We start from the raw sequence: 13,902 nt of genomic DNA on the forward strand, positions 1-13,902 counted from the left end.
TCGCGCCGCCCGCGATCGGGGTTCTCTCCCGAGCCGGTCGGCTAGCTCGAGCGGATTGCGGCTTCGATGTCGGCGAGTTGGGCAGCGAGGATCTCCTCGAAAGCGGCGCGGCGGTCCGCCCCGAGGGGGCGGACCTCACGGGCAAAGTAGGCCAGGGCCGGGAAGCGTTCGGGGTCGGCGCCCAGTACCGCCATGCGGAACAGCTCCATGCCCTGTTCGTGTTCTTCCGGGGTGACCGTGCCGGCCTCGGCCTCGAAGGCGATCAATGCGACGATGAGGACCGCGATCCGGTGGTAGCGCACCGGGATCTCCTCGTCGGGCAGTCCCGACGCGCGCAACGCCTGTAGCACCTCTTCCATGACCAGTCGGGAACCGGTGCCGCCTGATGCGTAACGTCCCCAGACTGCTGCGAGCTGGGGCTGCTGCCCGAAGGCGTCTCTCACGCGCAGGGCCAGGGCGGTGATGCGCTGCTTCCAGTCGCCCTCGGCGCGGTGGCCGTCCATGGCGGCCAGGAGAATCCGGTCGGCGACCGCGCGTAGCAGTTCGGTCTTGCTGCGGAAGTGCCGGTAAAGACTGGAGGAATCGGTCCCGAGGGCCGCGGCCAGCCTACGTACGCTGAACGAATCCGCGCCGCTCGTGCGCAGCAGCTCCGCCGCCGCATCCAGGATCTCTTCGGTCGACCAACGCCTGCGGCCTGCCATCTTGCTCCTCTCGCCGGATTTCAGCCTAGCCCATGCACTTGGTGTTGCACGCACCGCGTGCATAATGGGGACATCGGCACGCCTGACGGTTCGACAGGAGGCGGGCCGGCGTGCCACTCGTGCCCTGTTGTCCGGGGTCAGACGACCGATACGGAGCTGACCCCGGGGAATACGAAAGGACGCATGACATGAAGAACCCACTGGATTCCGCAGCGCTGGACGCGGCCATCGAAACCGTCCACCGCGCCGGGATGCCGGGCCTGTTCGCCGAGGTGCGAGACGGCGACCAGGTCTGGCGCGGCGCCGCCGGGGTCGCCGATGTCGCCACCGGCCGCCCCGTCACCGCCGACATGCGGCACCGCGTCGGCAGCATCACCAAGACCTTCACCGCCGCCGCGGTGCTGCAGCAGGTCGAGAGCGGTCAGATCGGGCTCGACACACCGATCGGCCGGTACCTTCCGAAGCTGGTTCCCGGAGAACGCGGTGACGCGATCACGGTCCGGATGCTGATCAATCACACCAGCGGCTTCGCCGAGTACCTCCCGTACGCCTACCCCTCCCTCAAGGCGTACCCCGCCCTCGCGGACACCGGACCTCAGAGCCTGGACGACCACCGGCTCACGCGGTTCGACCCCACCGAACTGATCGAGATGGGTGTCACCGCACCTGCCGTCGGCCCCCCGGGCGGTACGCCGGGGGTGTACTCCAACACCAACTACCTGCTCCTCGTCCAACTCCTGGAACAAGCGACGGGCACCACGGCCGAGCAGTACATCACCCGGAATGTCATCGAGCGCGCCGGGCTCCGGGACACCGAACTCCCCGCCGGACCGCACGTCAACGGGCCGCACTCGCAGCTCTACGAGGCGTGGTTCGGCATGATCGACCCGCCACGCGACTACAGCGTCTACGACATGTCATGGGTGGGGCCGTCGGCCTCGCTGATATCAACCGTCTCGGACGTCAACCGCTTTTACACCATGCTGCTGGCCGGGGAGATCGTCAGCCCGTCGTCGCTGGCGCAGATGCAGCGCACTGTCCCGGTCGTCTCCCAAGAGGGAAAGACGATCGAATACGGCCTCGGCCTGCACCCGATGGAAGGTCCCGGTCAGGGCATCTTCTGGGGCCATGGCGGCACGGTCTGGGGTGGTGGAGCGCTGGCCATGACTCGTGCCGACGGCAAGCGGCAGATGGCGGTCGCGGTGAACATGCAGAGGTGGAACAGGCTCGACTCCTCCAGCAAGCCGCAGCCTCATCCCATCGACGACGCGCTTGCGACTCTGTACCGCGTGGCGATGTACGGCTGACCTGGATCGTAGGGGGCAGCACTGCGCGGGCTGAGGGCGGCCACAGCCCGGCTCCGGGCTCGTGCACGGCCACGGTCCGCAGCGGCCGGTGGCCCTGCTCGTCGAGCTGGGCGATTTCCTGTTCGTATTCGACGGTGATGGAGCGCGCAGCTCGGCCAGCGTGACCTCGTGCAGACGCGGCCAGACTCCCGCCTCGGTCCACTCCCGCAGCCGTCGCCAGGCCGGCCGTCACCCCACTGCAGCCGATGCGCTCGGCAGGCAGATCGGCCCCAGCTCACTCTCTTGCACAGCACGCAGACGATCCCGCAAAGAGCCGCCCGTCGTCCACCAGCAGACGGCCCGGATAGCGACGACGACGCGGCGCACGGGGCAGGAGTAACGGGACCATGCGCTCCCACACGTCGTCCGGCACAAGATCATCCGACACCCGCAAGACCATGCCGCTATGCGGTCCAACTCGTCGAGTCCGCCGCTCAGGCCCGCTGGCGAGCTGTGAACGCACCCGACCTCGTCGCCCTCGTCCGAGCAGGAGCCGATTCGAACGAGGTGAACTCGTCGAACGCCCCGATGCTCACGCAGCCTGAACTGCCCCACGAACCATAGGATTTGACTGTTCCACTGTTTCTCGGCGTCGTGGTGGACCACTCACTCTGGGACGTGATCTCAACGCCTCCCCCTGTGACTCGTGCTCGGGCCTCCCCGTGTGGTGGACGCGCTGATACGGCGACTCGGCACTCTTGAGCAGCGGGCGTGCGGTATAGGGCCTGGTGCTCAGCTTGAGTTCAGGGGTAGAGGGTGCTGCCCACGTGCCGCGAGAGCTGGGCGGCCCACGCAATGGCGCGGTTGCGGCCCGAGCCCTCGCCGTCCGAGACGGTGAGCAGCACACCGCCGACCCGGACGTGCACCCTGTACTCGGTGTGCCGACCCTCGTAGTTCAGTGTGTGGATCTCCAGGAACGCCTCGTCGCCGATCCCCTCCAGCGGCTCCACGGCGTATTCCTCGCTGGCCGAACCTGCTTCCGCGTCGGAGGTGAAGGACGGACAGTGCCGCATGATGTCCTGCTCGACGCGCAGGAGGTCGCGGGCCGAGGCGATGGGCAGCGACGTGAGCGTCTGTGTGGCCACCGCATGCCCTTCGTTGGCCTCGCGGTCCACGAACATCGAGATGGCTGTCGCGATCGTTCCGCGGTAGGAGGCCGGGCCCAGCCAGGCCGGGTCCTTGTTGGGCGAGAGCGAGAGACAGTAATCCCACCGACCTCGCCGCTGCTCACGGGTGCTTTCGAAGACCATGGTGTGCGACTCGCCGGGCTCCAGATTCCGGCCGAAGGCAGAGTCCGGCAGCAGCGTCTTGCGCAGTTCCTCGCCCGTGAAGGTCCGCTGGGGCGGGGCAGCGGCGTCGCGACCGGGTGCGGTCGCTGGCCCTGGGGGCGTCGTGAGCCTGGGGCCAGCGGTGGGGCTCTGCCGCGCAGCGGTAGGGCTCACGGACGGGGACGGGACACCGCCCGCCTGGCTCCGGTTGCCGCCGCACCCCGCCAGGCCTGCACCCGCCACCACTGCCGCCGCAAGCGTCCCGATCGCTCGATGTCTGTTCACCGGTTCCCTCCCCAGGCTTGCCGATCGCCGGTCGCGTCACCGTAGTCGATGGCAAGCCGTCTGGCCGCCGCCGTCACCGACCCCGACGGCAACGGCGAACTGGCCACCGAGGCCGACAGCCCGAGCGGCAGGAACGTGACCGACACCTGGACCACCCAGCTGGTCCTTGGCCACACCCAAGACATGTCCGTGATCGATGGAGAGGCCGAGGGCCTGGCGATCGACTAGCTGCTGCAGGAGCAGGGCGACCGGATCGCCGCACGCACCGGCTTCGATCCGCGCACGCTGACCACGCCATACCGCTGGTTTCGCATCACCCCGCGCACGCCGCATCCAAGCCTGGTGCGAGGAGAACGAACTGCGCGACCGCGCGCTGATGCGCGGTGGCCGTTGGGTGATCTGACGCTCCTGCCAGGCGCACCGCCCGGCAGGAGCGTCAGATCGATGGGAATGCAGAGAGATCCTGTTGCATGGATGACCCGCGGACATACCGGTGGCGAAAAGTTGATCACTGGGCCGTGATGTGAAGGAGCGCCAGGACGCGATCGTGGAGCCGCACGGAGGATGCCGCTGTCTGATCTCACGTCACTCAATCCGCAATCTTGGTAATTACTCCCGGAGTTGAGTACATGTGCTCATGCACATCAGCACCAGCCGCGGCACCCTGCACCCATGACCGACACCCTTGCAGCCCCGGAACGCCGGCGCCCCTGGTCGCACAGAACACGCCTGGGCGTGGACCTCACCCTCGCGATCCCGCTGTTCTTGTTGGAGACCGCGTGGCTCGTACTGGACTGGATATACGGCTTCGGCCTGGAAGTATGGGCAGCGCAAGGCGACCAAGCACGGATCGACGCGGCCAGCCTCGCGCACATGGGGCGGGTACGGATGCTGCTGATCGCCGTACTCATCCTGGCAGTTCTCGCGGGAATCTTCCGTGCCCGCTGGACGGTGATCGCACACCTGCTGGTGGCTCTCCTGGCAGGCGGAGTGCTGGCAGCCGCGCGGCACGAGTGGGACAACAGCCACTCCACGTCACCCGCTTGCGTCCGCTACAGCGCGAACTGCTGAGCCAGCCGGGCGCGGATCGTGCCACGCTGTCGCCTGTTGCAGACGTATCGTGTACCTGGAAGTTCCAGGCGATCGCATCGATCACCTGACGGTGATCACGCCGTCGCTCGCCCTGCTCAGGCGCCCGGTCCGGTAGCAGCGGCTCAATCCGCGCAACTGGGCGTCACGCAACGGCACGCCAGACCAACGATCAGATGATCGGAAAGACACTCCCTGGTGGCGGGATTGATTCAGCGGGCGGTCACTTGATCGCTTTCCGTGTTTCGGCACGGACCTGGAGCATGGTTTTGGTGGCTCCAGGTCGATGTCGGAGGGGTCCTGATTGGTCGTCGCTGCGGTGTACCCGCCTACGCAGGCTGCCGTGTTGTCATCTGCCCAGGCGCAGGGCGGGTAGAGCATGGTCGTTGCGGCCTTCGCGAGGCTGATCACCTCGCAGGTCACTGTGGTGTTCGAGCCGGCCGGGGTGAAGTCCTGCGGCGGCTCGGCCACGCTCTCCTTGTCGGCGTCGGTCACGGGCGTCATGAGCCTGCGGCAGAGCAAGTCGGGGGTCTTGAACCGGCCGTAGACGCCGGAGACCGTGAGGACGCCCTTGGCCTGATCTCCGCCCAGGGTGTACCGGCTGACCACGGCCTTCACGTCCCTGACCTCCCAGTCGGTATTCGCCTCCTCCTCGATCTTCGGGCCGTCGGTGTCGGAGAAGTCTGCCGAAAATGTGTAGCGGCCGTCGACAACGGTTCTGGGCTGGGTCAAGGCGTACTTGGCGTCTGAGTATCCGCCGTCAAACTTCACGCCGGCCAGCGCGAGCGTCACCCCTATCGCGGTGAACCCGGCGACCAGGCCAGCGACGACAATGGCGATCCGCCGCTTCGATGAAGCCCGCTGACGTGCTGGGGGCACGCCCCAGGCGTAGGGCTGCTGGGGTGTCCAGCACCGTACTGCGGTGGGACAGGCGGTTGGTGGCCGTACGGCCAGGCGGGCCCGGCGGCTGCTGAGGCGGAGGAGGCATCGACACGCCAGCACGCTACTGCAGCGCCGAAGGCCACTCGATCGTAGAAGTGTCCCGCCAGCTGCGGACCGCTCCGGACACGGTCCAAACCTGGCACCGCCGGTTCCTCGAACGCGGTCTTGATGACCTGTGAGACGACCCGCGCTCGGGTGTTCCACGGAAGATCACGGACGCTGATATCGAGCGGGTGATCGTCAAGACACTCGAGGAGACCCCGAAGAGCGCGACGCACTGGTCGACCCGGTCGATGGCTGCGGTCACGGGGATGTCGCAGTCGACCATCTCGCGGATCTGGCGGGCGTTCGCGCTGGCGCCGCATCGGTCACAGACGTTCAAGCTGTCCACGGATCCGCTGTTCATCGACAAGGTCCGTGACGTCGTCGGCCTCTGCCTCGCCCCCACCGGAGAAGGCCCTGGACCGGTCCCAGCCAGTGCTGCCGATGATGCCCGGTGTCCCCGAAAGCCGCAGTCACGGACTACGTCCGCGCCGGCACTACCACCCTCTTCGGCTCCCTCCACATTTCACGCCCGCCAGCGCGTCGTGGCTGAACCTCTTCGAGCGGTGGTTCGCCGAGCTCACGCAGAAGAAGCTCAAGCGCGGCGTCCACCGCTCCGTCCAGGCCCTCGAACGCGACATCCGCACCTGGCTCGCCGACTGGAACGACCACCCCAGGCCCTTCATCTGGACCAAGACCGCAGACGAGATCCTCGACAAAGTCTCCGCCTACTGCCACCGAATCTCTGGTTCGGATCGTTAGCCCTTCGCGAGTTCCTTCACCCGCGCCTTCATCGGGTCAGCGAAGCGATTCGAGCCGCGCGACGAAGCGGGCGAGCTCCTCGGCGGCGCCACGAGGCAGGTCGGCGACTACTGCCTCCGGCAATGCCGTGATCACGGTGCGCAGCCGTGCGCCGAGGTCTGGCAGCAGGGACCAGGTCGAAGCGGGGGCATTCACGGTGGCAAGCAGCAGGTCGCCCTGGTAGAAGTAGGCGTCAAGCAGCGGCTCCTCAAGCAGCAAGCGCACTGCGAGCGGAAGGACGTACGGCAGCGCCACCTGCTGAGAGATGAGGGTGTGCAGATCCGCCGGCCCGAGTTCGCCCAGCGGAACACGCCGCAACTCATGCACCTTGCGAACCAAATGGGTCGCGTCAGAGGCAGGAGGCACCCGGTGGGATGGGTCCAGTTCATCGAGCGTGCGGCCGAGGTGCAGCAGATGGTCCATAGGGTTCATTCTCGCCGGAACGGGCAGGAGATCTCAGACTCAGGTCACTAAAGGGTGTCGCACAAGGCTGTCTTCGGGCAGGCCAGAGCCAGTGAGCGGGGCTGTCTGCTCATGCGGCGAGGGCGAGGTTGTGCATGTGGGCGACGGCCTGGACCGCGTGATGGAGCCCGTCGCCGCGCTGGCGGCAGTCGCGGAGGATCTTGTAGTTCTTCATCCGGCCGATCACATGTTCCACGCGGGCGCGGACCCTGCGGTGCTGGGCGTTGTCGTCCTCCTCGCCCTTCAGCAGAGGTCGCCCGGGGCGTTTGCGGTGCGGCACCGCCGTACCGCAGTTGAGATAGGCACCGTCAGCGAGCACCGTCAGGCCCTGGCAGTGCTCGCTGAGCCGGGAGGCGCGCCAGGCGTGCGCGTCCGCCGTGGTGCCCGGCACCGGACGCGCAGCTGCGATCACCAGACGCGTCTCCGCGTCCACGATGACCTGCACATTTGCCGAGAACCGGTAGTTGCGGGAGGAGGCGCCCACGCCGCGGTCGCGGACCGGGACGAGCGTGTCGTCCACGATCCACAACCGGTCTGCTGTATCGGCCGGGCGGGAGGCGGGCTCGAGTGCGAGCAGCGGTCCCAGCCGCTGGATGACACGGCACACCGTGGAGGAGGAGACGTCGAACAGCGGGCCCAGCTGCCGCATGGTCAAGTTTGTGCGGTAGTACACCGCGACCATCAGCACCCGCCCGGCCAGCGGCAAGGACCACGGCCGGCCCCGCAGAGTGCCGTTGCCGCCCCGCTCCCGCACCACCTTCAACAGACCCGAAAACTGCGTCATCCGCAGCCCCGTGAATATCTCCACCCACACCCGCTCAGCACGTAACACCGCGGCCATACATAGGAGATGCCCAGCTCAGAGCCTTGTGCAACACCCTTTAAAGGTTGTCCCGCAATTGATCTCTGGCCCCTCAGCGTCGGTGGAATAGTTGGGCGTTGGCGTCCGCCCTTCGGATCAGGGGTGGCCTGCGGGAACGCATTCTCGCCATGATCGCCTGGTGGACGATGACCAGCGCATACACCCCTCGAAGGTGGCCGACGACCGTGTGTCGCTCACCTCGTTCCTCGACTACCAGCGGGCCACCCTGGCCATGAAGTGCGCGGGTCTGACCGGCGAACAGCTGAAGCAGAAGGCGATCCCGACCTCAGGACTCACGCTCCTGGGCCTGGTGCGCCACGCGGCCTCCGTCGAGCGGAGCTGGTTCCGCTTCATCGTGAACGCGGAGGACGTCAAGACGCCTTGGCCCGGCGAGGTCGACGGCACGTTCGCCGAGTTCCATGTCGAGGACGCTGACGTTGGCGAGGCGTTCGGTGTCTGGCGCGAGGAGTGCGCCCGTGCCCGCGCCGTCGCTTCTTCCTTCGATTCCCTCGACGACACCGTCAACTTCCGCGGCGAGACCATCTCACTCCGCTACGTCCTCACCCACATGATCGAGGAGTATGCGCGTCACAACGGCCACGCCGACCTACTGCGCGAGGCGATCGACGGAGCCGTCGGCGAGTAGATAGGGGAGCGTTACGGGTCGGCGAGCACCACGAGATGATCGCATCATGGTTGCTGTGATCACTGCGGCGGAGCCCTCTCGGATAGCCCCGTTCACTGGGGTGAGCCCGCGCTGCTTCTCCAAGTTGGTGACTGCACTGCGGCGCGAGGGAGCCGACTCGGTGCGGCGGGGCCGGCCCTGGAGCCTGCCGCTGGAGGACCGGGTGCTGCTGGTCGCGGCGTACTGGCGCACGAACTTGACGCTGCGCCAGCTCGCTCCGCTGTTCGGCATCTCGAAGTCGGCGGCCGACCGGATCATCGACCAGCTTGGGCCCGTGCTTGCGTTCCAGCCGCGTAAGCGGTTCCGCAAGGACACCGTGCTCATCGTGGACCGAACCCTCGTTCCCACCCGTGATCACAACGTCGCTGAGCAGTCCAAGAACTAACGGTATTCCACCAATCACCAGGTCGTCATCGACGCTGATACCCGACTCGTCGTCGTGGTCGGCCGACCACTGCCCGGCAACCGCAACGACTGCAGGGCATGGGAACTGTCCGGCGCGAAGAAAGCTGTCGGCCGCACCACCGTAATCGCCGACGGCGGCTACCGCGGCACCGGTCTGGTTATCCCGCACCGTCGCCGAAAGGGCGAAGACCTGCCGGACTGGAAGGAGGAACACACCCGGTCGCACAAGCAGGTCCGGGCCCGCGTCGAGCACACCTTTGCGCGAATGAAGTGCTGGAAGATCCTGCGCGACTGCCGGCTCAAGGGCGACGGCGTCCATCGCGCCATGGTCGGCATCGCCCGCTTGCCCAACCTCGCGCTCGCGGGGTAGCGGTGCGGCCCGCACAGCGACCGCCCTCACTTCAACCAACTCAAAGATCATTTACGGGACAGCCCTTAGGTAATGTCCCTACATCGGGTTCAGCGGCCGGCGTCAGTCGCCGCACAGCGGCTCCTGGAAGTCCGGGCAGTCGACTGCGTGTCACTCGCAGACCAGGATCTCCCCTTCACTGAGCATGACCACTGCATGCCGGGGCATGCAGTGGTCGCACGGCCAGATCTAGTACGCAGTGCCGTCCTCGGTGAAGGCCCGCAGGCCGAGGGAGCCGACGGGGGCGTTGCGGGTGATGTTCGGCCTGCGCGCATGGGCGTCGGTCACCGGTCCAGTATCCGCGTCGCGGAGGGATCCGGCCCCAGGGCTGGTGGGCTTGCATGTTGAGGTGTCGTGTATTCAACGTCTGCGCAGGAAGTTCAGCCATTCAGCGTGTGCCGTCGCTCTCCGGTGCAGCTGCGATGTGGCGGAGGCAGAGGTCTGCTGAGGTGAGGTGCGGCTTGTCGAGAGCAGCTGAGTAGAGGTTCATCTCACGAGCTGCCTCGTCGAGGTGCTGCCAGAAGGCCAGCGGCAGCTCACCGGTCATGCCCGAGGTCGACAAGGTCGTCGAAGGCGAGTCCCAGTTCGTTGTGGTCGAGCCACTCGTGCACTCCGCTTGGGCCGATCTCTGTTGCCTGGGTAAGGCAGGACGTTGCTGCAGTGAGATGGTCTCGAGTGGTGGTCCACGAGGGGGTAAGCGGGTGATCAGTCACCTGGAGATCCTCTCGGATTAGACGGCTCCGACGCCGTGATCACATCAGGCACACCAAGATCATCACGCTTGTGGCCATTGCTCGTTGTAGCATCACGCGCCGCAAGGACGAAGCGATCGATGGTCGGCCGTCCCTATGGCGCACCACTACCGGCGGAAGGCAACTGAGTGGAGACAATGGAGCGGCGCTCCCCAGTGTGGTTCAGGGTGCCGATCGCCTGCTCGGCCATCTCGACTGTTGCGGCCGCGGTGGTCCCGGCCTCCAGCGGCCGGTCCGGCCTGTCGGCCGAGCATGGTGACGGCCAGTGCCTCCAGAGAGCACGGTGGACCCGGCGAGCAGCAGCATGCGAGGTAGGTGCCGCGCGGGCCATGCGCCAGCGCGCTCTGATGCGCCAGACTCAGGAACATGGCCTTCGTATTGGTCCGCTCTGGGACGGAGTACAGGATGAGACGAAGGCCGTCTTCACATCCGCTGAACATGCGAGAACACAGCACAAGGTCGAGTCATGTTCGACACTGGATCATGAATGGCAGGTTCAGGGGGTGTGCGTGAACTTGCGGAAGTTATGCGGGCTGGTGGGAAATGCCGAAGACAGGATGTCTGAGCGGATGTCGCCCTGGAGTACAGCTGTCAGGTACTCGGCGAAGCTCAATTCGAGGAACTCCCAGCGTTCACCGCGGGCTTCGTTGACCAGTACCGCGAAGTCGGTGGGTTGTTGGCCAGGCAGGATCCGCCAGAAGAGCCATTCACCATTGTCGGTGGTGCTCCACGGGATGATGCGGCTTCCCTCCGGTTCGAGCTCGGCTGGTTTGTCCTCGAAGTCGAAGATGTCTTCGTAAGCCTCTTCCCGCTCTGCGGCTGACTTGGCGAGATCGTAGTGCTGGTTCGGAGAGGACGGCGCGAGGATGTACAGGTAGCCGTCGACCTTGCCGCCGCCGACTTGCTCGACGAACTCCTTGTAGTCGTCGGGCAGCGTCACCTGGAGTTCTGACTCGATGCCGGACCAATTCTGCTGCTGTGCAGTGGTCGTGTCTGCTTCCAGGATTTCGATCAGGCGACGTACATGCTCGTTCACTGGAGCTGTCCTTTTTTCAGTTCTTGGGTTCGTTGGGGAAGTAGACGCGGTTGGTGCCGGTGCCTGAGGCCGGGAGCTCATATGGGCCCGCCGCCAGGTCACCACCGACCCACTGCCCCGCCGGACGATCCGCGGCGGCCGCTGCCCCCCATCGTCATCGATTTCGCGGACCCGCACACGCTCAGCCACCCACTCAGCATGACGCAGAACGAGCCGCCCGGATCACGGACCGGACGGCGCGTCACAACAGGGCGAACGTTGCCCGATGCGGCACTGGATGATCTAGTCCAAGGGGTCAGTGATCGTAGGCGATCAGTGAGCGTAGGACGGTGTGTCCGGTGGCGTCGTTGTGGCAGATCGCAGCGGTCAGCGCGAGGATGCGTTGCATGACGCAGGCTATGACACCTTCGGGTGTGCGCCCCCGGTGCCGTTCGAGGTCAAGCTGTCCCTTGAAGGTCTTGTTGATCGATTCGATGACCTGTCGCAGTGGCTTGAACAGGGCTGCGCCAGGCCGTTCCCGTTCACCTTTACGGGCAGGCCGCAGCAACTGGACTCCATGCTCGGACAGTTCGCGTTCGATACCACGGCCGATGTAGTTCTTGTCGCCGATGAGGGTCTGTCGGGGGCGCTCTCGCAGAAGCTCGCATTCGGCTGCCAGGAGGTCAAGGAGGGTCTCGCGTTCGTCGGTCTTGGCCCCGGTCAGGGCGAAGGCGATGGGCAGGCCCTGAAGGGTGCAGACCAGGTGCAGGCGCAGGCCCCAGAAGAAGCGGCTGTGGCTGGCGCAGTAGCCGTATTCGGCCCAACCTGCCAGGTCGGAGCGTTTGACGGTCTCGCGGGAGCGGCCGCATTCCACCGGGGTGGAGTCCACGACCCATACGTCGTCGCTCCACACCGAGGTGGTGGTGGCCAGGATCCGGTTGACGCTTCGCATCAGACCGGCGGCCTTGCCAGCCGCTTGTTGTAGCCGGGCTGCTGGGGCAGGTAGGGGAAGAGGTGGCGCAGGTGGGCACGGGCATGGCGGAGCCATTTTGCCTCGGAGGTGTAGCCGAGTATGGCCTGCATCGTGGCGAGGGTGACCAGTTCGGCATCGCTCAGGCGGGGCGTAATGCCGACCGGCGGGCGCCACGGCGCCAGGTCGGGATGCTCCTTCAGCATGTCGTCGGTCGTCGCATAGAGTGCTGTCGCGAGGGTGTCCACGCCGTTCGTCACAAAACGATCTTGGACACCCTCGTTCTCGTCTCCGCAGGCACCCCTTGGACCACACCACCAGGAGGAACCAGTGTCATACCCGCAACTGCTCACCCCCGAGGAGAAGCTCGCCGACGCGAAGAAGCTGTTGAGCCTCCCGCGTATCGTCGTGATCTGCGGCTCCACCCGCTTCATGACCGAGATGAACAAGGCCGATCTGCGGGAGACCAAAGCCGGAAAGATTGTCGTCAAACCGGGCTGTGACATGAAGTCGCCGCACGAACTTTGGTCCGATCCTGTCGAGGCCGAGGCGCTGAAGGTTCGACTCGACGATCTGCACCGGGCGAAGATCCGGCTCGCTGATGAGGCGCTCGTAGTCGGCGACTACATCGGAGACAGCACCCGAGCCGAAATCGCCTACGCCCGGTCGCTGGGCAAGCCCGTGCGGTTCACGCACCCTGAAGTAGACCCTGACGCCTGACCGCCCGCTGCCACCTCGACAACCAGGGCCGGCAGCCCGCCGCCTGACCGTCTCGCGGTGGCTTCGGCCGCCGCCCACCCCACGCCCTCCGCAGGCATCCCTTGGGATTGATCATCTAGTGCGCAGAGCAGCGCACAGCTTCTACGCCTTCAGCGCTGTTGCTTCCTGAACGCCCGATACTCCTGCCAGAGGATCTGCAGAGTCGTTGAAGCGGCTGGGCTCGCCCCGTTCTTGAGGACAGAGCCGCCGACGGCCTTCACTGCCTGAAGGCGCAATTTCTGGACGGCGATCAGGGCGCGCAGGAACGGGCGATACTGCGGCTCCACGAGTGCGGGCAGCTCCCGTGCCTGCAAGAACACGTGATCAGCGAGAGCTGCTTGGGCGTTCACCACCCTCTCCATCGCAGGCACGCACGCCTCGGGCCGTTCACGAAGATCTTCAACGTCCAGACCATGACGCATCAGCTCGTCCCGGGGAACGCCGATGTGCCCTTCCTGCAGGTCCTCGGGCAAGTCGGCCAGGAAGTCGGTGCGCTGCATCGCCTCGATGAGCTGGCGGCACCCCCTCTCGAACGCCTCGTACTGTTCAGCCCCTGGGAGCGGGCCAATGAGGCAGGCCGTGAGCATCAGGGCCGGCATCGAGTAGCAGTCCACGTATGTCTGCAACTCGGCCTCGCTCTCGAAACCGTGCCAGGCGGCCTCGACGGGAGTTCCGTCCAGGAAGTCGCGTACGCGCTCGGCCATCTGCGGATGGCGCCGCACTGTGTCTTCCAGGGCCCGGAGTGTGTCCTGTTCGGTCTTCGCGCCATCCAGGACTGCCTTCACCTCACCGTTCCAGGAGTGAAGAGCCTCGTGCCGAGCACTGAGGTCTCCGAGGTCGATTCGGCGGTCCGTTTCGTGCATGAAGGCGACTGCGGCCAGGACGTATGGGCGGAGTTCGGCGGGAAGCAGTAGGCGAGTCGCAAGGTACTCCTCACGGCGGTACCTCCGTACGAGCTTGCGCTGGACGTCGTAGTCCCGCCGCATGCTCTGATCACTGATGCCAGCCTGGGTCAGGGCGGCGGACCATCGGGACACAGAACGATCTCCTCGCGTCGTGGCTAGTTCCTGGCTCATGCGGCGGCAGTCAGTGGTCAGGCGCAGGGGCCG

At 66.1% G+C, this 13,902-nt stretch carries 15 protein-coding genes and 3 pseudogenes; 8 read left to right on the forward strand and 10 right to left on the reverse strand.

Features of this window, described 5'->3' with window-relative positions; translation table 11 throughout:
- Window positions 1–41: 41 nt before the first annotated feature.
- Complete coding sequence (locus ACFY3C_RS43765) at window positions 42–701, reverse strand: TetR/AcrR family transcriptional regulator (RefSeq protein ID WP_390774897.1); 660 nt, start codon at window positions 699–701, stop codon at window positions 42–44.
- A gap of 188 nt (window positions 702–889) precedes the next feature.
- Between ACFY3C_RS43765 and ACFY3C_RS43770 the strand changes: the two genes are divergently transcribed.
- Window positions 890–2,008, forward strand: a complete 1,119-nt coding sequence (locus tag ACFY3C_RS43770) for a serine hydrolase domain-containing protein (RefSeq protein ID WP_390774898.1) — start codon at window positions 890–892, stop codon at window positions 2,006–2,008.
- Window positions 2,009–2,152: 144 nt separating this feature from the next.
- On the opposite strand, the pseudogene ACFY3C_RS43775 reads toward ACFY3C_RS43770, so the two are convergent.
- Window positions 2,153–2,447 (reverse strand): annotated as a pseudogene (locus tag ACFY3C_RS43775) (transposase); the annotation flags it as partial.
- 343 nt (window positions 2,448–2,790) lie between these two features.
- On the reverse strand, window positions 2,791–3,489 hold the full coding sequence (locus ACFY3C_RS43780) for a hypothetical protein (RefSeq protein WP_390774899.1): 699 nt from the start codon (window positions 3,487–3,489) through the stop codon (window positions 2,791–2,793).
- Between the two features lie 159 nt (window positions 3,490–3,648).
- Between ACFY3C_RS43780 and ACFY3C_RS43785 the strand changes: the two genes are divergently transcribed.
- Both ACFY3C_RS43785 and ACFY3C_RS43790 read left to right on the forward strand, forming a co-directional pair.
- Window positions 3,649–3,828: a hypothetical protein gene (locus ACFY3C_RS43785; RefSeq protein ID WP_390774900.1), complete on the forward strand. Its 180-nt coding sequence runs from the start codon at window positions 3,649–3,651 to the stop codon at window positions 3,826–3,828.
- A gap of 444 nt (window positions 3,829–4,272) precedes the next feature.
- Window positions 4,273–4,671, forward strand: coding sequence for a DUF6234 family protein (locus tag ACFY3C_RS43790; RefSeq protein WP_390774901.1), 399 nt, complete (start codon window positions 4,273–4,275; stop codon window positions 4,669–4,671).
- A gap of 81 nt (window positions 4,672–4,752) precedes the next feature.
- On the opposite strand, the gene ACFY3C_RS43795 is transcribed toward ACFY3C_RS43790, so the two are convergent.
- Window positions 4,753–5,568, reverse strand: coding sequence for a hypothetical protein (locus ACFY3C_RS43795; protein WP_390774902.1), 816 nt, complete (start codon window positions 5,566–5,568; stop codon window positions 4,753–4,755).
- Between the two features lie 158 nt (window positions 5,569–5,726).
- Here ACFY3C_RS43795 and ACFY3C_RS43800 point away from each other — a divergent pair, with 158 nt between their 5' ends.
- A complete protein-coding gene (locus tag ACFY3C_RS43800) occupies window positions 5,727–5,810 on the forward strand; it encodes a hypothetical protein (protein WP_390774921.1) in 84 nt (27 codons plus the stop codon).
- A gap of 238 nt (window positions 5,811–6,048) precedes the next feature.
- Window positions 6,049–6,435: a hypothetical protein gene (locus ACFY3C_RS43805; protein WP_390774903.1), complete on the forward strand. Its 387-nt coding sequence runs from the start codon at window positions 6,049–6,051 to the stop codon at window positions 6,433–6,435.
- A 36-nt stretch (window positions 6,436–6,471) separates the two neighbouring features.
- On the opposite strand, the gene ACFY3C_RS43810 is transcribed toward ACFY3C_RS43805, so the two are convergent.
- Together ACFY3C_RS43810 and ACFY3C_RS43815 are read right to left on the reverse strand one after the other, a co-directional pair.
- A complete protein-coding gene (locus tag ACFY3C_RS43810; protein ID WP_390774904.1) occupies window positions 6,472–6,897 on the reverse strand; it encodes a contact-dependent growth inhibition system immunity protein in 426 nt (141 codons plus the stop codon).
- A gap of 109 nt (window positions 6,898–7,006) precedes the next feature.
- On the reverse strand, window positions 7,007–7,777 hold the full coding sequence (locus tag ACFY3C_RS43815; protein WP_390774905.1) for a transposase family protein: 771 nt from the start codon (window positions 7,775–7,777) through the stop codon (window positions 7,007–7,009).
- A gap of 160 nt (window positions 7,778–7,937) precedes the next feature.
- Between ACFY3C_RS43815 and ACFY3C_RS43820 the strand changes: the two genes are divergently transcribed.
- Entirely contained in the window at window positions 7,938–8,444 is a 507-nt protein-coding gene (locus ACFY3C_RS43820) for a DinB family protein (protein ID WP_390774906.1), read from the forward strand.
- 46 nt (window positions 8,445–8,490) lie between these two features.
- Window positions 8,491–9,258, forward strand: a pseudogene (locus ACFY3C_RS43825) (transposase).
- Window positions 9,259–9,685: 427 nt separating this feature from the next.
- Here the strand turns inward: ACFY3C_RS43825 and ACFY3C_RS43830 are convergent.
- The 3 genes and pseudogenes from ACFY3C_RS43830 to ACFY3C_RS43840 all read right to left on the reverse strand — a co-directional run bounded on the left by ACFY3C_RS43830 (window position 9,686) and on the right by ACFY3C_RS43840 (window position 12,294).
- Complete coding sequence (locus ACFY3C_RS43830; protein WP_390774907.1) at window positions 9,686–9,844, reverse strand: hypothetical protein; 159 nt, start codon at window positions 9,842–9,844, stop codon at window positions 9,686–9,688.
- Between the two features lie 701 nt (window positions 9,845–10,545).
- Entirely contained in the window at window positions 10,546–11,085 is a 540-nt protein-coding gene (locus ACFY3C_RS43835) for an SMI1/KNR4 family protein (RefSeq protein ID WP_390774922.1), read from the reverse strand.
- 295 nt (window positions 11,086–11,380) lie between these two features.
- Window positions 11,381–12,294 (reverse strand): annotated as a pseudogene (locus tag ACFY3C_RS43840) (IS982 family transposase).
- A 70-nt stretch (window positions 12,295–12,364) separates the two neighbouring features.
- On the opposite strand from ACFY3C_RS43840, the gene ACFY3C_RS43845 reads away from it, so the two are divergent.
- A complete protein-coding gene (locus ACFY3C_RS43845; protein WP_384685512.1) occupies window positions 12,365–12,754 on the forward strand; it encodes a hypothetical protein in 390 nt (129 codons plus the stop codon).
- 149 nt (window positions 12,755–12,903) lie between these two features.
- On the opposite strand, the gene ACFY3C_RS43850 is transcribed toward ACFY3C_RS43845, so the two are convergent.
- The gene (locus ACFY3C_RS43850) at window positions 12,904–13,779 is read right to left on the reverse strand and encodes a phytoene/squalene synthase family protein (RefSeq protein ID WP_390774908.1); all 876 of its coding nucleotides are present in this window, start codon (window positions 13,777–13,779) and stop codon (window positions 12,904–12,906) included.
- Between the last annotated feature and the right edge of the window lie 123 nt (window positions 13,780–13,902).

Source organism: Streptomyces sp. NPDC001410, from assembly GCF_042895235.1.
In the GTDB taxonomy this organism is placed as follows: Bacteria; Actinomycetota; Actinomycetes; order Streptomycetales; family Streptomycetaceae; genus Streptomyces.

Excerpts from the sequence above, each read along its gene's own strand:
- ACFY3C_RS43770 (WP_390774898.1), top strand. The coding sequence starts at position 890 with ATGAAGAACCCACTGGATTCCGCAGCGCTGGACGCGGCCATCGAAACC.
- ACFY3C_RS43790 (WP_390774901.1), top strand. The coding sequence starts at position 4,273 with ATGACCGACACCCTTGCAGCCCCGGAACGCCGGCGCCCCTGGTCGCAC.
- ACFY3C_RS43830 (WP_390774907.1), bottom strand. The coding sequence starts at position 9,844 with ATGACCGGTGAGCTGCCGCTGGCCTTCTGGCAGCACCTCGACGAGGCA.
- ACFY3C_RS43850 (WP_390774908.1), bottom strand. The coding sequence starts at position 13,779 with ATGCGGCGGGACTACGACGTCCAGCGCAAGCTCGTACGGAGGTACCGC.
- ACFY3C_RS43785 (WP_390774900.1), top strand. The coding sequence starts at position 3,649 with ATGGCAAGCCGTCTGGCCGCCGCCGTCACCGACCCCGACGGCAACGGC.
- ACFY3C_RS43765 (WP_390774897.1), bottom strand. The coding sequence starts at position 701 with ATGGCAGGCCGCAGGCGTTGGTCGACCGAAGAGATCCTGGATGCGGCG.
- ACFY3C_RS43815 (WP_390774905.1), bottom strand. The coding sequence starts at position 7,777 with ATGGCCGCGGTGTTACGTGCTGAGCGGGTGTGGGTGGAGATATTCACG.
- ACFY3C_RS43810 (WP_390774904.1), bottom strand. The coding sequence starts at position 6,897 with ATGGACCATCTGCTGCACCTCGGCCGCACGCTCGATGAACTGGACCCA.